Annotated in this window: 16 protein-coding genes; 6 read left to right on the top strand and 10 right to left on the bottom strand. The window is 71.6% G+C overall.

Translation table 11 applies throughout. From position 1 onward, the window contains the following. Window positions 1–16: 16 nt before the first annotated feature. From QMO56_RS14885 to QMO56_RS14870, 4 genes are all read right to left on the bottom strand, one after another. On the bottom strand, window positions 17–748 hold the full coding sequence (locus tag QMO56_RS14885) for a class I SAM-dependent methyltransferase (RefSeq protein ID WP_283526845.1): 732 nt from the start codon (window positions 746–748) through the stop codon (window positions 17–19). A 129-nt stretch (window positions 749–877) separates the two neighbouring features. Further along, window positions 878–1,756 carry a DMT family transporter gene (locus QMO56_RS14880; RefSeq protein ID WP_283526843.1) on the bottom strand — a complete coding sequence of 293 codons (879 nt, stop codon included), beginning with the start codon at window positions 1,754–1,756 and terminating at the stop codon, window positions 878–880. 107 nt (window positions 1,757–1,863) lie between these two features. Next, the gene (locus QMO56_RS14875) at window positions 1,864–2,418 is read right to left on the bottom strand and encodes a DUF1003 domain-containing protein (RefSeq protein ID WP_283526841.1); all 555 of its coding nucleotides are present in this window, start codon (window positions 2,416–2,418) and stop codon (window positions 1,864–1,866) included. A 424-nt stretch (window positions 2,419–2,842) separates the two neighbouring features. Then, window positions 2,843–3,541, bottom strand: coding sequence for an SIMPL domain-containing protein (locus QMO56_RS14870; RefSeq protein WP_283526839.1), 699 nt, complete (start codon window positions 3,539–3,541; stop codon window positions 2,843–2,845). 125 nt (window positions 3,542–3,666) lie between these two features. Here QMO56_RS14870 and QMO56_RS14865 point away from each other — a divergent pair, with 125 nt between their 5' ends. The 6 genes from QMO56_RS14865 (at window position 3,667) to phnE (QMO56_RS14840) (ending at window position 9,302) form a co-directional block, all read left to right on the top strand. Further along, window positions 3,667–4,584 (top strand): LysR substrate-binding domain-containing protein, encoded by a 918-nt coding sequence (locus tag QMO56_RS14865; RefSeq protein ID WP_283526837.1) that lies wholly within the window; start codon window positions 3,667–3,669, stop codon window positions 4,582–4,584. Window positions 4,585–4,649: 65 nt separating this feature from the next. Continuing rightward, window positions 4,650–5,555, top strand: coding sequence for an EamA family transporter (locus QMO56_RS14860; RefSeq protein WP_283526835.1), 906 nt, complete (start codon window positions 4,650–4,652; stop codon window positions 5,553–5,555). A 94-nt stretch (window positions 5,556–5,649) separates the two neighbouring features. Then, window positions 5,650–6,489 (top strand): phosphonate ABC transporter ATP-binding protein, encoded by an 840-nt coding sequence (gene phnC, locus QMO56_RS14855; protein ID WP_283526833.1) that lies wholly within the window; start codon window positions 5,650–5,652, stop codon window positions 6,487–6,489. Between the two features lie 49 nt (window positions 6,490–6,538). After that, complete coding sequence (gene phnD / locus QMO56_RS14850; RefSeq protein ID WP_283526831.1) at window positions 6,539–7,522, top strand: phosphate/phosphite/phosphonate ABC transporter substrate-binding protein; 984 nt, start codon at window positions 6,539–6,541, stop codon at window positions 7,520–7,522. A 30-nt stretch (window positions 7,523–7,552) separates the two neighbouring features. Next, window positions 7,553–8,449, top strand: coding sequence for a phosphonate ABC transporter, permease protein PhnE (phnE, locus tag QMO56_RS14845; RefSeq protein ID WP_283526829.1), 897 nt, complete (start codon window positions 7,553–7,555; stop codon window positions 8,447–8,449). Between the two features lies 1 nt (window position 8,450). After that, a complete protein-coding gene (gene phnE / locus QMO56_RS14840; protein ID WP_283526827.1) occupies window positions 8,451–9,302 on the top strand; it encodes a phosphonate ABC transporter, permease protein PhnE in 852 nt (283 codons plus the stop codon). Between the two features lie 107 nt (window positions 9,303–9,409). Here the strand turns inward: phnE (QMO56_RS14840) and QMO56_RS14835 are convergent, their stop codons facing one another. The 6 genes from QMO56_RS14835 to QMO56_RS14810 all read right to left on the bottom strand — a co-directional run bounded on the left by QMO56_RS14835 (window position 9,410) and on the right by QMO56_RS14810 (window position 17,744). After that, window positions 9,410–9,949 (bottom strand): GcrA family cell cycle regulator, encoded by a 540-nt coding sequence (locus QMO56_RS14835; protein WP_283526825.1) that lies wholly within the window; start codon window positions 9,947–9,949, stop codon window positions 9,410–9,412. 185 nt (window positions 9,950–10,134) lie between these two features. Then, window positions 10,135–11,133, bottom strand: coding sequence for an acetamidase/formamidase family protein (locus tag QMO56_RS14830; protein WP_283526823.1), 999 nt, complete (start codon window positions 11,131–11,133; stop codon window positions 10,135–10,137). A gap of 49 nt (window positions 11,134–11,182) precedes the next feature. Then, window positions 11,183–13,075, bottom strand: coding sequence for an ABC transporter ATP-binding protein (locus tag QMO56_RS14825; protein WP_349362363.1), 1,893 nt, complete (start codon window positions 13,073–13,075; stop codon window positions 11,183–11,185). A gap of 76 nt (window positions 13,076–13,151) precedes the next feature. Beyond that, complete coding sequence (locus QMO56_RS14820; protein WP_283526822.1) at window positions 13,152–14,726, bottom strand: hypothetical protein; 1,575 nt, start codon at window positions 14,724–14,726, stop codon at window positions 13,152–13,154. A gap of 145 nt (window positions 14,727–14,871) precedes the next feature. Further along, window positions 14,872–16,512 (bottom strand): NAD(P)/FAD-dependent oxidoreductase, encoded by a 1,641-nt coding sequence (locus QMO56_RS14815; protein WP_283526820.1) that lies wholly within the window; start codon window positions 16,510–16,512, stop codon window positions 14,872–14,874. 95 nt (window positions 16,513–16,607) lie between these two features. Continuing rightward, window positions 16,608–17,744 (bottom strand): DegT/DnrJ/EryC1/StrS aminotransferase family protein, encoded by a 1,137-nt coding sequence (locus QMO56_RS14810; RefSeq protein ID WP_283526818.1) that lies wholly within the window; start codon window positions 17,742–17,744, stop codon window positions 16,608–16,610. Window positions 17,745–17,774: the final 30 nt, after the last annotated feature.

Below are 17,774 nucleotides of genomic sequence, written 5' to 3'. Positions count from 1 at the left end.
CGCCGGCCGCCCCGCGTCAGGCCGCCGCGACGGCCTGACCGTCCAGCGCCACCGCCGGCGCGGTGTTGCGCAGATGCACCAGGGTGAACAGCCCACCCGGGCGGCAGGGCTCCATCGCCTCAACCTGCACCGCATCGCGGTCGAACAGGTCGCTGAAGGCGAAGTCCGGGTGCCAGCCGAGCAGGCGCGAGAGCGGCGCCATGGTGCGCTCCACCCACCAGCGCGGCCCCGCCTCGGCGGCGAAGTGGTTGACGAACAGCAGATGTCCGCCCGGCCGCACCACCCGCTGCATCTCGGCGAAGAGCTTCTTCGCGTCCGGCACCACGCTGGCGGTGAACATCGCCACCGCGATGTCGAAGGCGCCATCCTGGAACGCCATCGACTCGGCGTCCATCTCCAGCAACCCTTCGACATGGGCGAGCCGCTCGCCGGCCACCCGCTCCTGTGCCTTCAGCAGCATGTCGCGCGAAAGGTCGATGCCGATGACGCGCTTCTCGGGCCGGTAACGTGGCAGGGCCAGACCGGTGCCCACCCCCACTTCCAGAACCCGCGTTCCGGGCAGGCGGTTCACCGCCGCCACAGCCCTGCGCCGGCCGAAGGAGGAGACGCCGCCGAAGACCGCGTCATACACCCCCGCCCAGCGGCGGTAGGCTTCCCTGACCGAATTGGCATCCAGTGCGGCGCGCGGATGGTCCCGCAGCGCCTGATCGACCGCCTGGTCGCGCGGTGTTTCGAGTGTCGTGGCCATTCCCTGTCCTCGCCAGCCTCCCGCTACCCGCTTGCCGCCCGCGGCGCAAGCGCCCGCGTGAGGGCCAGCTTCTCCGGCCGTCCTGAAAGGGGCAGGCACACCCATCGTAACGCCCCCGCGCGCCGGGGGTTACGCCGGGCGCCGCGGCGCCCGGCGCGAAGGCCAGGCCACCAGCAGTCCGCCCACGGCGATGATCGCCGCGCCGAGCAAAGTGAAACGATCCGGCTGGTCGCCAAAGACCAGCATGGAGGCCAGCACGGCCCAGATCAGCTGCGTGTAGCTCATCGGCGCCAGCAGGCTGGCCGGGGCGCGGGCGAAGGCCAGCACCAGCAGCCCATGGCCGACCGCCCCCAGCGCGCCGAGCGCCAGCAGCCCGGCCCAGCCCCAGCCGGTCGGTGTCTGCCACACGAAGGGTTGTGCGAGCGTGCTCAGCGCCGAGGCCGCGAGACCGGTGTGCAGAATGGTGGTGCGCGGGTCGTCCACCGACGCCAGCTTGCGGGTCAGGATCTGATAGACGCCGTAGAGAAGCGCTGTCCCGAGCGGCAGCACGATGGCCCAGTGCGGCAGCGGCCCGCCGGTCAGGAAGGGCGGCCGCAGCGCCACGCCAACGCCGAGCAGCCCCACCGCCACGCCCAGCCAGCGGCGCGGGCTGACCTTCTCCTGCAGCCACACCGCTGCCATCGCCACCGTGAACAGCGGCGAGGCGAAGTTCACTGCCGTGGCGTCGGCCAGCGGCACATGCGCCAGGGCATGGGAGAACAGATAGTTGGCCGAGGCCAGGCAAAGGCTGCGCACCGCCTGCAGCCCCGGCGCGCGAGAGCGCCAGGGCAGCGCGCCGGTGAACACCCGCAGCAGCAGGGCCACGAGCAGCACATGCCCGAGGAAGCGCGCGAAGATGAGCTGCCCGATGGCATAGTCCGCCGCCATCAGCTTGGTGGTGGTGTCCATCGCCACGAAGAAGGCGACGGCGGCGAGTTGCAGGGCAACGCCGGTGAGGATGGCGGACATGTCGCGCGCATCATGACAGGAGCAGCGCAACCACGGCAGTCCACGAGCGGTAACATTTTCCGCGCCCCGAGCGGGAAGGGGAAGGCTCCCCTCCCCCTTTCCACGCGTCAGGCGGCGTCGGCGTGCAGGTGCTCCGCCCGCTTCGGCGACTCGTGTTCCGCCGCCAGCGCGTCAAGCCGGGCCTGCAGGGCGTCCACCTTCTCCAGCACCGTCAGGATATGGGTCTCGGAGCGGAGATTGGTGTCGTAGTCCAGTTCCGCCGCCGCACGGTCACGCGCCGCCTGGCGGTTCTGCGACATCAGGATCAGCGGCGCCTGGAAGGCCGCCAGCATGGACAGCACCAGGTTCAGGAACACGAAGGGATAGGGATCGAAGGCGTGCTCGGCCAGCACCGCCGCGTTCACCAGCGCCCAGAGACCCAGGAGCACGCCGAAGCCCGCAATGAAGCGCCAGGAGCCGCCGAAGGCCGTCACGCGCTCGGCCAGGCGCTCTCCGAAGGTCAGGCGCTCCTCCAGTTCGTCGTTCAGGTCGTGCACCTGGGCGCGGCGGGCGATGCGCTCGATCATCCGGCGCTCGCGCGGGGTGAGCGGCGCGCTGCCGCGGCGCAGCAGGGCCTGAGCGAGCTGGCGGACTTCGCCCTGGGTCTCGATGAAGTCGTTCATGGCGTCCCCCTTCGGGCTGAGGGATTGCGGGGCTGGCGGTTCCTCGTTCCTGAGCGCGCGACGCGCGGGCCCGCGCGGCCTGTGCCGCGTGGCGTCCGCGCGTCAGCGCGATCGGGGGCGCCCGCTTGCCCGGGGACGCGAGAGACGATGATGATGAAGCGGGAGATGGGCCATGGCGGTGCCGCCCCTGACGTCTGTTCCTGGATCCAAGCGCTGCGCGGAACGGCGCGGCGGCTGGGATGCCGGGCGCCGTCAGTGGGTGGGACTACTGCCAGGTTCCATCGTGATCCTCACATGCAGGCGCCCAGCCAAATCCGGTAATGGCGGGGCTCGTGTGCTAACGGCGAGCCGTGTAGCGCATTCCATGTCGCGGCGCAAAACCTGCCGCGCGCCGCCCATGCCCGGAGCGGCACGCGGCAGGCAGTCAGGGCCGCAGGACAAACTCGCCGCTCACCGTCGCGCTCACCGGAACGGCCTCCGGCGCCGAGACGGGCGGCGCGGCCTCCTGGCGCGCCGCCATCATCGCCACCCGCATGCGCGGCATCGGCTGGCTGGCCACGTCTACCTGCAGCTTGCGGAGGTTGGCCACATGCAGCCCGAGCTGCCCCGCCACCGCCTCCGCCCGCTGCCGCAGCGCCGTGATCGCCATCTCGCCCGCCTCTTTCCGGGCCTCGACCTCCCGGGGGCGGGAGAGCGTCCAGTCCAGTCCGGCCATGGCGAGCCCCTGTCCCTGGAGCGCCCCGGTCAGCTCCAGCAGCGGCGTTGCCTCGGTGCTGCGCAGCATCAGCGTCTGGGTGGCCGTCCAGTCGCGCTTCTCCTCGTTGCGGCTGGTCCAGTAGCCGCCGGTGCTGGCCTGCACGCCCTGCACCCCCCGCGCCTGCTCCAGCGCCTTCGCCATGGCCCCGTTCACCTGCGCCTGCACCGCCGCCGCGCTGGCGCCGCGCGCCTCCACCCGCAATGTCGCGCGCACCTCGTCCGGCGCGCGCAGCACCTCCGCCGTCTCCGACAGGGTCAGCACCGTCGCCGCCTCGGGCGCCGCCGCAGGGGCGGGAGCCTGCGCCCAGGCGCTGCCGGCGGCCACGATGCCGCCGAGGGCGAGCGCAGGGAGGGAAGGTCGGACCATGCGGATCTCCTCACTTTGGTTTGCACCCCATATCGGTGCCCTGTGCGGCGGAGGGAAGCGGGGCTATTCCCCTTCGCCCGCCGCGCCCCCGCCGGAGAGCTCCGGCGGGGGCGCCCAAAGGAGCCATGGCCACGTCCGACCGCCTTCCCGATCTCAACCTGCTGCGGCTCTTCGTGGCCCTGGTGGAGGAGCGCCACGTCACCCGCGCGGGCGAGCGGCTGTTCCTGTCGCAACCGGCCGCCTCCGGCGGTCTGAAGCGCCTGCGCGAGCAATTCCAGGACCCGCTGCTGGTGCGCGAGGGCCACGACCTGCGCGTGACCGCCCGCGCCCAGGCACTCTACGACACCATCGCACCGCGGCTCGAGGATCTGGCCGCCGCCGTGGCCGCCGGCAGCCCCTTCGACCCCGCCAGCGATTCGCGCACCTTCCGCCTCGGCTGCACGGACGCGGTGGCCTATGCCATCCTGCCGCCCTTGCTGGCCCGGCTGCGCGAGGCCGCGCCGAACTGCCGACTGGCGGTGCGGATCGGCGATTTCCGCAGCCTGCCGGGCCTGCTGCTGCACGGCGAGATCGGCACCGCGCTCGGCTATCTGGGCGAGGAGCTGCCGGCGAACGCAAGAATCCGGGTGCTGCGCCACGCGCAGTGGGTGTTGCTGCGCGATCCCGCCACGCCGCCCGTCGCGACGCTGGACGACTACTGCGCCCGGCTGCACGCCATGGTGACGCCGCGCGGCGAACTGGAAGGCTTCGTGGACGCGCTGCTGCACCAGCAGGGCCGGTCGCGGCGGGTGGTGCTGGGGGTCAGTTCCTTTGGCCTGCTTTCCGTCGCGCTGCCGGGAAGCGATCTGGTGACCACCCTGCCGGACTTCGTGGGTGAGCGGCTGAGGCTGCGCGCCGGCCTGACCATCGAGCCGCCGCCGATCGCGCCGCCGCCGCTGCCCAACGCCCTCGCCTGGAGCGATGCGCAGGATCGCGACCCCGCCGAGCGGTGGTTCCGCCAGCAGGTGACGGACGCCTTCACCGGCGTGTTCGGCCGGAGCTGACGCACGCCCTCAACAGCCGCGCCCCGGCTCCCTAAGCTGGCGGCCTCCGCCACGCCGGGACTCGCATGCCGCTCTGGATCGCCGTCACCCTCTCCGCCGCCCTGTTCCAGACCTGGCGGACCGCCATGCAGCAGAAGCTGCGCGGCCAGCTCTCGGTGAACGGTGCGGGGGTGGTGCGCTACCTCTACGGCGTTCCCTTCGGGGTGCTGCTGCTGCTGGCCTATGCCGGCCTGACCGGGCAGGCGCCGCCGGCCCCTTCCCTCCCCTTCCTGGCCCTCGCCGCGGCCGGCGGGCTGACGCAGATCCTCGGCACCAACCTGCTGATCCTCTCCTTCGGCGCGCGCGGCTTCGCCGTCGGCACCGCCTATGCCAAGACCGAGGCGGTGCAGGGCGCCATCCTGGCGCTGCTGCTGCTGGGCGAGCGGATCTCGGCCCTGGCCTGGATCGGTATCGCCGTCGGTGTGGGGGGTGTGCTCTACCTCTCCCTCGCCGGGCGGGAGACCAGGCCACGCGGGCTGCTGCGCGCAGCCCTGCAGCCCGCGGCACTCTATGGCCTCAGCGCCGGCACCGGCTTCGCCCTCACCGCCGTGCTGGTCAAGGCGGCCAACCAGGAGCTGCCGCACCCCGACCCCGTCCTGCGCGCCCTGACCACGCTGGTGGCCGCCAACATCCTGCAGACCATCATGCAGGGCGGCTGGCTGGCCTGGCGTGAGCCCGAGCAGTTCCGCGCCGTGTTCCGCACCTGGCGCGACAGCCTGCCGGTGGGCGCCCTCTCGGCCTTCGGCTCGGCCTGCTGGTTCACCGGCTTCGCCCTGGCGCCGGTGGCCATGGTGCGCGCCCTCGGGCAGACCGAGATCCTCTTCACGCTGCTGTTCAGCCGCTTCTACCTGCGCGAGACGATGACGCGCGCCGAGGTGACGGGGGCCGTGGTGGTGGTGCTGGGCGTCGTGCTGGTGCTGATCGGGCGCTGAGCGCCCCGCCGGCTTCCATCGGGATGTCACGCTGGAGTCATCGCCCTGTCATCGGCGGCGCCTATACGCCCCGGGCGACGGCAAGGGGCCAGGGATGCTTCAGCTTGAGAACCTTTCGCGCCGCTTCGGCTCCACCGCGGCGGTGGCGGGCGTCAGCCTGACCGTTCCGGCGGGGCAGATGGTCGGCGTCATCGGCCGCTCGGGCGCCGGCAAATCGACCCTGCTGCGCATGGTCAACCGCCTGACGGAGCCCTCCGAAGGACGCATCCTGCACGAGGGCCATGACGTCACGCGGCTGCGCGGCCAGGCACTGCGCGACTGGCGCACCCGCTGCGGCATGATCTTCCAGCAGTTCAACCTGGCGCCGCGGCTCGACGTGCTGACCAACGTGCTGGTCGGGCGGCTGAACCATCATCCCGGCCTGCTCGGCACGCTCGGCACCCTGTTCAAGCACTTTCCCGCCGAGGAACGGGCCATGGCGCTGATGGCGCTGGACCGCTTCGACCTCGCCGGCCAGGCGCTGCAACGTGCCGACACGCTTTCCGGCGGCCAGCAGCAACGTGTCGCCATCGCGCGCGCGATGCTGCAGCAGCCGCGCATCCTGCTCGCGGACGAACCGATCGCCAGCCTCGACCCCCGCAACGCCCGCACCGTGATGGACGCGCTGCGCGACGTGAACCGGCGCGACGGCATCACCGTGCTCTGCAACCTGCACCACCTCGACACCGCCCGCGAATATTGCGAGCGGATCGTCGCGCTGCAGGCCGGGCGGGTGATGTTCGATGGCCCGCCGGGCGAGCTCACCGCCGGGCGGCTGCGCGAGATCTACGGCGTCACCGAAGCCGAATTCGACGAACAGAGCGCCGCACCGGCCGCCGACAGGGTGGCCGGCGAGCAGGCCGGCTCCAGCCGGGTGGATCCACTGCCCGTCTGATCGCCCATTTGCCGCGGCCCGCGCGGGGCCGCGACCGAAGGAGAAGCGCATGATCACCCGCCGTACCCTTGCCGGCCTGCTGGCCGGCGCCGCCCTGCTGCCCGCCGCTCTTCCCACCGGCCTGCGCGCCGAAGGCGCCGACACCGCGCCGATGCCGAAGCCCGGCAAGCGCGACTGGGCGAGCGAGGTGCCCCAGATCCGCATCGGCCTGCTTGGCGGCGAGAACGAGGCCGACCGTCTCGGCCGCTTCGACGAGTATCGCAAGCTGCTGGAGGACACCTTCAAGGTACCCGTGCGCCTCTTCCCCGCCGCCGACTATGCCGGCGTGATGCAGGCCTTCTCGGCCGCACAGATCGAGGCCTCCTCGATGGGTGCCTCCGGCTATGCCGGCACCTGGCTCGACACCAACGGCGCCGTCGAGCCGCTGGTCGTGCCGGTCGAGGCCGACGGCTCGATCTCCTATATCTCGGTGATGGTGACGCGGAAGGACTCCGGCATCACCAGCCTGGAGCAGATGCAGGGCCACTCCCTCGCCTGGGCCGACCCGAACTCCACCTCGGGCTACCTGATCCCGCGCTCCGAGCTGCGCGGCCAGGGCATCAACATCGACAGCTACTTCTCGCGCACCGGCTTCGCCGGCGGGCACGAGCAGGGCGTGGTGGCGGTGCTGCAGAAGCAGTACGACGCCTGCTGCACCTGGGCCTCCGGCATCGGCGACCAGAGCAAGGGCTTCAGCCGCGGCAACCTGCAGGCGATGGTCGAGAAGGGCATGCTCGACATGGCCACGCTGAACATCATCTGGAAGTCGCGCCCGATCCCGAATGGCCCGCTCGCGGTGCGCAAGGCGCTGCCGGCGAGCTTCAAGAAGGACTTCACCGACTTCCACCTGGCGCTGCCGACCGAGCACCCGAAGGTCTATGCCGATATCGAGCGCGGCGGCGGCAAGGGCTATGCCCGCGTCACGCACGAGCAGTTCGAGCCGATCGTGCAGCTCCGCCGCGAGGAAGCGGCCGAGCGCCGCCGCCGCTCCTGAACACGGCGCCAGCGCATGGCTGAGGCCGGCATGAGCGCCCTTGCCGCGCATCTGCCGGCGGTGCGGCGCGGAGAGGCCGCCTACCAGGCCCTCCGACGCCGCCGCCGCCGGGCGACCCTCGTGGGGCTTGCGGTCCTCGCCGTCGCCTTCCTGGCGGCGGCCCGGATCAGCGAGTTCTATCCTTCCTCCCTGGCGGCCGGCCTGCCGCGCATCGGTGAGTATTTCCACCGCATCCTGCCGACGCTGCAATGGGATGCGCTGTTCGCCGGGACCAAGACCGAGGGCAGCCTGGCCTTCTGGCTCTACCGTCTCGACTCCTGGTTGCTGCTGCTGCTGCAGACCGCGCAGATGGCGGCCCTGGCCACGATCGGCGGCACGGCGGTGGCGCTGCTGCTGGCCTTTCCGGCGGCGCGCAACCTCGCCCCCTCCCGCTGGCTGCACCACCTGACGCGGCGTGGCCTGGAGGCGACGCGCACGGTGCCGGAGATCGTCTATGCGCTGATCTTCGTCTGGGCCTTCGGCGTCGGGCCGCTGGCCGGCATCCTGGCGATCGGCCTGCACACCGCCGGCGCGCTCGGCAAGCTGTTCTCCGAGGTGATCGAGAACGCGCCCATGCAGAGCTGGGACGGGCTGCGCGCCTCCGGCGCCAACTGGGCGCAGGCCTGCCGCTACGCCATCCTGCCGCAGGTGGCGCCGAACCTTCTGAGCTACGCCCTGCTGCGCTTCGAGATCAACCTGCGCGGCGCCACCGTGATCGGCTTCGTCGGCGCCGGCGGCATCGGGCAGGAACTCTATCAGGTCATCGCCTTCAACTACTATGAGGAGATCAGCGCCATCGTCGTGCTGGTCATCCTGTCCGTGGTGCTGATCGACCTGCTCTCCGAGCGGCTGCGGCATCGCCTGATCCACGCCACGGGAGCGCGCTGACGTGCCGCCGACCTCTTCCGCCATCGCCGCCTGGCAGGCGCGCGAACCCCGCGCCTTCGGCGCCCCCCCTGCCCTGCGCGCCCTGCGCTGGCTGGGCGCCGCCGCCTTCCTCGCCTGGCTCGCCTGGAGCTTCTGGCTGTTCGACATCACGCCCACGCGGCTGTGGAACGGCTTCACGGGCCTGCTGGCCATCCTGCGCCTGATGATCCCGCCCAGCCCCGGCGAGCTGTGGATGGATATCCTGAAGGGCATGGCGGAAAGCGTCGCCATGGCCTTCCTCGGCACGGTGCTGGCAAGCCTGGTGGCGCTGCCGCTGGGCTTCCTCGGCGCGCGCAACATCGTCACCGTGACGCTGCTGCGCTTCTCCGTGCGGCGGCTGTTCGACGGGCTGCGCGGCGTGGACCAGCTCATCTGGGCGCTGGCCTATGTGCGCGCGGTGGGCCTCGGCCCGCTGGCCGGCGTGCTCGCCATCTTCAGCAGCGACGTCGCGGTGCTGGCGAAGCTCTATGCCGAGGCGATCGAGAATGCCGAGAAGCGGCAGAGCGAGGGTGTCACCGCCACCGGCGGCCACCGGCTGCACGCCATCCGCTTCGGCATCCTGCCGCAGATCCTGCCGGTGATGCTGGCGCAGGCGCTCTATTTCTTCGAAAGCAACACGCGCGCCGCCGCCATTCTCGGCGTGGTGGGCGCGGGCGGCATCGGCCTGCAGATCGCCGAGCGCATCAAGGTGCGCCACTGGGACGAGGTGGCCTTCATCATCATCCTGATGGTGCTGACGGTCAGCGCCATGGACTGGCTTTCGGGCATGATCCGCCAGCGGCTGATCGGGAGGCGGAGCACCCTGCGAGCCTGAGAAGGCCGCACTCGCCGCGGCACAGGCGGCGGGCGCAGGAAATCCGGGTGAAACAGAAGGCCTCCGGGGGAACTTGTTCCCCCGGAGGCCTTGTTTTTCCTGTTCCGTCAGGCCGCGTCGTCGCGGCGGTCGCGGGCCTTCACATAGGCCACCGCGGCATGCTCGGGGCAGTAGGGCTTGCTGGGGATGGCCTCGGCCGTGCAGAAGCGGAACTCGGGCGTGCCGGGCTCCCCGATCGGCCAGCAGCAGCTGCGCGAGCCGACGCGCTGGAAGGGCCGCACCACCGCGGTCGGCGGCGGTGCCGGACGGCGGGGCGGCAGCGGACGCGCAGCGACCGGCTGTGTGGCAGGCGGCAGCGTGGAGAGAGCGGGCGCGGCGGCCGCAGCCGGGCGCGGCGCTACCGGCGCAGCCGCGGGAGCAGGATTCGGCGCCACCGCCACGGGTTCGGGCGCTGCAACGGGCGCGGGAACCGGAGCGCTGGCTTCCTCGCGGCGGATGGGACTCGGGCGCGGCGGCAGACTCAGCCGGTGCGCCTTGCCCACCACGGCGTTCTTGGAGATGCCCATGCGGCGCCCGATCTCGGCCGTGGAGTGCCCCTCCGCCCAGAGCGCCCGCAAGGTTTCAATCGCTTCTGCTGTCCACTCCATCCCCGGCCTCCAGCCTGCCACCACCATATACGGTAGTGAAACGCAGGGTCGTGGCACAAGATGCGGCAGAGGAGGCGACTCCAAAAAGGTGTGGAAAACCCCACGCGCAAGTTAATTCGGTTTGAACCGATACACGCGGCCCGCACTGTGTCTTTGGTGATTTCTCCTGCGTGCGGCTCACCCTTTCAGCACAGCAAGCCCTTTCGCAGCATTCCGTGAACGCCCTTCTCGCCGTTCACGGTTTGCGTCACCCGGAAATCCACCGCGAGCGAGCAGAACTGGTAGGCCTCGGCCGCCGAGAGTTGCGCACGCGCGACGATGAAGGCGATCATCTCCCGCAGCGCCTGCTTCATCGCGACGTCAAGGTCCTCGTGGATGCCCATGCTGATGAAATGCGTGGGCGTCTCGGCGCGGGGGAAGCGCAGCGCCGGCTGCGCGACGCCGCCGCCCTTCTCCAGCGTCAGGCGGAAATGCCCGGTCAGGCACATCTCCAGCGCGGTGACGCAAACCTCGCCGTCGCCCTGCACGCCATGTCCATCGCCGGCGCTGAACAAGGCGCCCGCATGGTGCACGGGCAGATAGAGCGTGGTGCCCTCCACCAGTTCCTTGTTGTCGAGGTTGCCGCCATGCGCGCGCGGCTCCTTGGTGGAGATGGAGCCCCAGGCCTCCGGCGGCGCCACGCCCATCACGCCGAAAAAGGGCGCGAGCGGCAGCGTGACCGGCTGCACCACGCCCTCGCGCTTCGGGCCGAAGGGCAGCCGGCAGGTCTGCGCCGCGCGGTCCACCGGGATGTGGATCAGGCGACGATAGGGGAAATCCTCCGGCAGCGTACCGACCAGCGGGCGGAAGTGGTTGTAACCCCAGTCGGCGCCCAGCTCGATCTTCTCGATATCGATGCGCAGGCAGTCACCCCGCTCCGCACCCGCCACGGCCACCGGGCCGGTCACCAGGTGCGGGCCGAGGCGCGGCAGCGTGCCGGCCGCGACCGCCTCGTGGATGGCCTGCAGGGCCGGCGGAACGGTCAGGCCGCTCTCCGGCGGCGGCATGACCTCGGCGGGGCCGGAGACGCACTCCATCACCACCCGGTCGCCCGAGGCGACGGTCAGCACCGGCGGGAAGCCGGCGTCGAACGCGCCGAACCGCACGGTCTGCGGCGTGGCGGACAGATGGTGGGTGGTGGGCATGACTCTCACTCCTCCTGCCGCGCCACATTCCGGAGGAAGCGCCCCGGGGTCAACCTCCCACGAAACCGCCGGACTGCCGCTGCCAGAGCCGCGCATAGGTGCCCTCGCGCGCCAGCAGCTCGGCATGGGTGCCCTGCTCGACGATGCGGCCGTGCTCCAGCACCACCAGCCGGTCCATGCTGGCCAGCGTCGAGAGGCGATGGGCGATGGCGATCACGGTCTTGCCCGCCATCAGCCCGCTGAGCTGCTCCTGGATGGCGGCCTCCACCTCCGAGTCGAGCGCACTGGTCGCCTCGTCCAGCACCAGGATCGGCGCGTCCTTCAGCAGCACGCGGGCGATGGCGATGCGCTGGCGCTGGCCGCCCGAGAGCTTCACCCCGCGCTCGCCCACCTGCGCGTCATAGCCGGTGCGGCCGCGCCAGTCGTGCAGCTCGTGGATGAAGTCATGCGCCTCGGCCTGGCGCGCGGCGGCCTCGACCTCGGCATCCGCCGCCCGCGGGCGGCCATAGCGGATGTTGTCGCGCACCGAGCGGTGCAGCAGTGCGGTGTCCTGCGTGACGACGCCGATGGCGGCGCGCAGGCTCTCCTGCGTCACCCCCGCGATGTCCTGCCCGTCGATCAGGATGCGGCCGGCCTGCGGGCTGAAGAAGCGCAGCAGCAGGTTCATCGCCGTGGTCTTGCCGGCGCCGGACTGGCCGACCAGACCGACCCGCTCGCCCGGCGCGATGTCCAGGTCGAAATCCTCCAGCACGCCGCGCCCGCCGCCGGCATAGGCGAAGCGCAGATGCTCGAAGCGGATCGCGCCGCGCGTCACCGCCAGCGGCTTCGCGCCGGGCGGGTCGGGCGCGGTGGGCGGCACCGCGATGCTGCCCGTCGCCTCCTGCACCACGCCGACATTCTCGAAGATGGAGGCGACGTTGAAGGCCACCCAGCCGGAGATGCTGTTGAGCTGCCAGGCCATCGGCAGCGCCGTGGCGACGATGCCGACCTCGATCCGCCCCTGGCTCCACAGCGTCAGCGAGATCGCCGCCATGGAAAAGATCATCAGCGCGTTCAGCGAGGAGAGCAGCAGGCCGTTCAGCGTGATCATCCGCATCTGCCGCTGAAAGGCCTGGGTCAGACCCATGACCCCCTCGCGCACGAAGGCGTCCTCGTCCTCGGCGCGGGAAAAAAGCTTCAGTGTCAGGATGTTGGTGTAGCTGTCCACGATGCGGCCGGTGAGCAGGCTGCGCTGCTCCGAGGCGGCGCGCGCCCGCGCCCGCAGGCGCGGCACGATGAGGCGCAGCAGCGTGCAGTAGCCGGCGAACCAGACCAGGATCGGCGCCGCCAGCCAGAGGTCGGCCGAGGCCAGATAGGCCACCGCCCCCGTGCCATAGACCAGGATGTACCAGACCGCGTTGACCGACTGCACCACGCTCTCGCGCAGCGCCGGCCCGGCCTGCATGACGCGGGTGGCGATGCGTCCGGCGAAGTCCTCCTGGAAGAAGGCCCAGCCCTGGCGCACCACGTGCCAGTGGCTCTGCCAGCGGATCATGCTGGTGACGGCGGCGTTGATGGCCTGCTGGCCGATCAGGTTCTGCGACAGGATGGCGAGCGGCCGCCCGACCAGCAGCACCAGCGCCATGCCGAGCAGGAGGTGCCAGTTCTCCGCGAGCACCGTCTGCGAGGGGCCCTCCGAGAGCATCGCCACGATCCGCCCGATGAAGACCGGGATCATCGCATCCAGCAGCGCCACCGCGAGACCGGCGGCGAAGAGCATCAGGAACAGCACCCGCGCCTGCCGGATGAAGTACCAGTAGAAGGCCACGAGGCCGTGCGGCGGCGGCGCCTCCGGCACGGCGCTGCCCAGCAGCCGGCTGGCCCGCCTGCCTGGCGCCGCGACAGGGTCGATGATTCGCTCGAAGAACTTGCCCACCATGCCGGCGAGCGATGACCCGCCCACGCCCCCTGTCAAGCGCGGCTGCGTGACGATGCGGCGAGGCCGGAGAGCATCACGCCCCCCGGCCCCGTGCGCGTGACTATTGCAGGCCGGCGGGCGCCCCGCAGCCCTCGCCCTGGCGGCGGTAGACCTGCAGCCCATCCACCACCGCAATCTGCCGGTAGCGCGCCCAGACGGCGGCGAAGCCCGGATTCGCCTGGGACAGGACCGCCGGGTAGTTCATCGACTCGCCACGGCGGTCCACCACCACGAGGTCCGGGCAGCCCTCCATGAAATCCTGCACCACCCAGCGGCCGATCGGCCATTCCTCCGGCGCGGTGCCGTCCCGGTGCGCCCGCCACAGCTCGCCGCGCAGCGCCCACATCGAGTCGAAGCGGGAGGCCCAGGTGACGTCGGTGTTGTTCACCACCGGGAAGCCCAGGCCGATCCATTCGGAGAAGGCGACGTAGGAGCGCACCTTCTCCTTCTTGATCAGCTTCTCCAGCCGCACCTCGGTGGTCAGGTCGGGTTCGACCGCCAGCACCAGCCGCTCATAGAAGCGGCTCGAAACGCTGGAAGCAACGACCGCCAGCGGCACCAGGGCGACGCCCAGCAGCGCGCCGCGCCAGCGGACCGGCTGCCGGCGCTGCAGCACCGCGTCGGCGCACCAGAACAGCAGCGCGAAGGTCACCGCGATCAGCGCGGGGATGCGATGATAGAACCAGTTCTTGCCGTCCAGGAACATCGCCAGAGTGGCGGCCGCGGCGAAGGCGGTCAGCACCAGCATCACGCCGGCGGCGGCGCTGCCGCGCGGGGTCCGCCAGGTCAGCAGTGCGCAGGCGCCGAGGCCGAGCAGCAGCCGCCAGGATTCCAGCACCAGGGAGCTGAGCTCGGTGTCGGTGCCGCCGTAGAGGGTGAGCGCCAGCGGCACCGCGCGCTCCACGAAGGCGGGGTATAACAGCACGATCGCGAGGCCGTAGAGCCCCGCTGCGGCGAAGGCCGTGAGCGGCGCCAGCCGGATGCGGAAGCCCCGGTGCAGCCAGGAGGCCAGTTCCACGGCGGCGATGCAGAGCAGGTAGCGTGGCTTCAGCGCGCAGCCGATGCCGGCCAGCAGCCCGCCGCCAAGCGCCACGCCGCGCGGGACGGGCAGCCCCTCCGTCGCCCGGATCAGCGTTGCGAGATGCGGCAGCACGGCCATCACCAGCAGGTGCTCGCGCTGCCCGAACTCCACGCCCGGGGTGATGAGCAGCACGCAGGCGATGGCGGCGAAGACCGGCCCCGGCCGCGCGAAGACCGGGCCGGTGCCCTGCAGCAGCCGGGCGGTGCTCCAGGCCGAGGCCAGCGCCGCCCCGGCGAAGAGCGGCAGCGCCACCTGCTTGGCGGTCAGCCCGAGCAGATCCCCCAGCATCACCGGCAGGGCGTTGATCCAGACGATCAGCGGCGGATTGACCTCGACGATGTCAACATACAGCGCCTCGCCGCGCAGCCATTGCCGCGCGACCCAGAGCAGCCAGGCGAGGTCATCCTTCATCGGCGCGCGCAGCAGCGCGAACAGGACCACGCCCACGGCCAGCGCCACCAGGCCGAGAGAGATGAGCGTGGTGCGCTGCTCGGCGCTGAGCCGCACCCGCCGCGGCGCGATCCCGCGCGGCGCCCCCGGAAAGCTGTAGGTCACGCGATGCTCCCCCCAGACATCAAGGCATCAGAGCCCCGGAAACACCGAAGCCTCCCCTTGCATTCGGGTGAGATTGAGGCAAGCGGAGGCGAAAAATAGCAACAATCCGCATAATTCTGCACAAATCCAGACTGCCTGCCGCCCCTCAGGCAGCCTTCGCCCGCGCCGCGGCGCCGAGCAGGCTGCGCGCCACCGCCTCGGCCGTCTTGATGCCGTCCACCGCCGCCGAGAGGATGCCGCCGGCATAGCCCGCCCCCTCCCCGGCCGGGAACAGGCCGCGTGTGTTCAGGCTCTGCCGGTCCTCGCCGCGCTTCACCCGCACCGGCGAGGAGGTGCGCGTCTCCACCCCTGTCATCACGGCATCCCCCCGGGCGAAGCCACGGAGCTGGCGGTCGAAGGCCGGCAGCGCCTCGCGGATGGCGGCCACGGCATAGTCGGGCAGGAAGGCGGCGAGATCGCTCGGCGTCACGCCCGGCTTGTAGGAGGGCGCGACCTCGCCCAGCGCGGTGGAGGGCCGGCCGGCCAGCAGATCGCCCACCGTCTGGACCGGGGCGCGGTAGTCGCCGCCGCCGGCGCGGAAGGCCGCCTCCTCCAGCCGGCGCTGCAGGTCGATCCCCGCGAGGGGGCCGCCCGGAAAGTCCTGCTCGGGCGTGATGCCCACCACAACGGCCGAGTTCGCGTTGCGCTCGGCGCGCTGATACTGGCTCATGCCATTGGTGACGACGCGGCCCGGCTCCGATGTGGCCGCCACCACCGTGCCGCCCGGGCACATGCAGAAGCTGTAGACCGTGCGCCCGTTCCGGCAATGATGCACCAGCTTGTAGTCGGCGGCGCCGAGCACCTTGTTGCCGGCGAAGGGGCCGAAGCGGCACTCGTTCACCATCCGCTGCGGATGCTCGATGCGCACCCCGATCGAGAAGGGCTTGGCCTCCACATAGACGCCGCGCCGCTCCAGCAGCTCGAAGGTGTCGCGCGCGCTGTGGCCGACCGCCAGCACGACATGGTCGGATTCCAGCACCGTGCCGTCGGCCAGGGCCACGCCGCGGACCTGCCGCGTGCCGTCCGGCGCGGTGTCGATCAGCAGGTCGGTCACGCGGCTCTCGAAGCGGTACTCGCCGCCAAGCGACTCGATGCTCCGCCGCATGTGCTCGACCATCGTCACCAGCCGGAAGGTGCCGATATGCGGCTTGGAGACATAGAGGATCTCCTCCGGCGCGCCGGCCTTCACGAACTCCTCCAGCACCTTGCGGCCGTGGTGCCCGGGGTCGCTGATCTGGCTGTAGAGCTTGCCATCGGAGAAGGTGCCGGCGCCGCCCTCGCCGAACTGCACGTTCGACTCCGGGTGCAGCTCGCTGCGGCGCCAGAGGCCCCAGGTGTCCTTGGTGCGCTCGCGCACCACCTTGCCGCGCTCCAGGATGATCGGGCGGAAGCCCATCTGCGCCAGCAGAAGCCCCGCCAGCAGTCCGCAGGGTCCGGCGCCGATCACCAGCGGGCGCCGGGTGAAGCCGGCGGGCGCCTGGCCGACGAAGCGGTAGGTGGTGTCCGGCCTCGGCCCGACATGGCGGTCGCCCTGGTGCCGCCGCAGCGCGGCGGCCTCGTCCCGCAGGGCGAGGTCGAGGGTATAGACGAGCTGGATGGCGCTCTTCCGTCGCGCGTCGTAGCCGCGGCGGAAGATCTGGAGTTCCAGCAGATCGGCATCGGCGATGCCGAGGCGCGCAAGCACGGCCGCGCGCAGGGCCGGCTCGGGATGATCGAGCGGCAGTCTCAGTTCGGTCAGTCGCAGCATCGGGAGGTTGTTATCCACCGGGGTGAGCGATGCGCGGCCCTATAGCGCCCGCGCCCCGGCGGGGGGAAGGACTTCCCCTCCCCCCGCCCCGCGACTCAGCCCGCCGCCAGGCGCAGGGCGGCGCAGACCGTCTCCACCTGGGCGTCGGTCAGCTCGGGATAGATCGGCAGGCTCAGCACCTCGCGGCTGGCCGCCTCCGTCTCCGTGCAGGCGGCGGGCCCGAGGGCGATGCGCCCCTGGTAGGCCTCCTGCAGATGCACCGGCAGCGGATAATGGATGGCGGTGGCGACGCCCTGGGCGCGCAGGCGGGCCATCACCTCCTCGCGCTCCCGGCTGCGGATGACGTACTGATGGAAGACATGCGTCGCGCCCGGCCGCCGCGCGGGCGGCGCGAGGGGCCCGCCGGCCAGCGCCGCGTCATAGGCGGCGGCGATCGCCTGGCGGCGCGCATTGGCCTCGGCCAGCAGCGGCAGCCGCACCCGCAGCACCGCCGCCTGCAGCTCGTCGAGCCGGCTGTTCACGCCGACCATGTCGGAGAGGTAGCGCCGTTTCCAGCCATACTGGCGGATGGCGGCCATCCGCTCGGCCAGTTCAACGTCCGCGGTGGCGACGATGCCGGCATCGCCCAGCGCCGCGAGGTTCTTGGTCGGGTAGAGGCTGAAGGCGGCGACGTCGCCCAGCGTGCCGAGCATCCGCCCGTTGAGCGTCGCGCCATGCGCCTGGGCGCAGTCCTCGATGACGGCGACGCCGGCGGCGCGGCAGGCCGCCAGCATCGGCGCCATGTCACAGGCCTGGCCGTAGAGGTGCACCGGGATCACGGCGCGGATGGGCGGCAGGCCGGGCGGCGGGTCCTCCAGCACGGCGCGCAGCTCGTCCGCGTCCATGGTGTAGGTGTCGGGATCGATGTCGAGCAGCAGCGGCGTGGCGCCCGCCATCTCGATCGCCGCCACCGTGGCCACCGCGGTATGCGAGACGGTCACCACCGTCGCGCCGGGGCCGATGCCGAGGCCGCGCAGGGCCAGAACCAGCGCATCCGTGCCGTTGGCGCAGCCGACCGCGCGGGAGAGGCCGAGCCACTCGGCGAATTCCTGCTCGAAGGCCGCGCCCTCGCTGCCGAGGATGTACCAGCCCGAGTGCAGCACCCGGGCAATGGCGGCATCGATGGCCGGCTGCTGGGCGCGGTAGGCGGCGCCGGGGTCGGCCTGCGGGACGGTGATCACGGGCAAGTCCATCTGCCCTTCTCCTTCGGGAGCGTGACGCGT

It is taken from the genome of Roseomonas sp. E05, assembly GCF_030063475.1.
Lineage (GTDB): Bacteria > Pseudomonadota > Alphaproteobacteria > Acetobacterales > Acetobacteraceae > Pseudoroseomonas.
The sequence above is the reverse complement of the archived record's forward strand: the minus strand, read 5'-3'. Positions and strand labels throughout refer to the sequence as shown.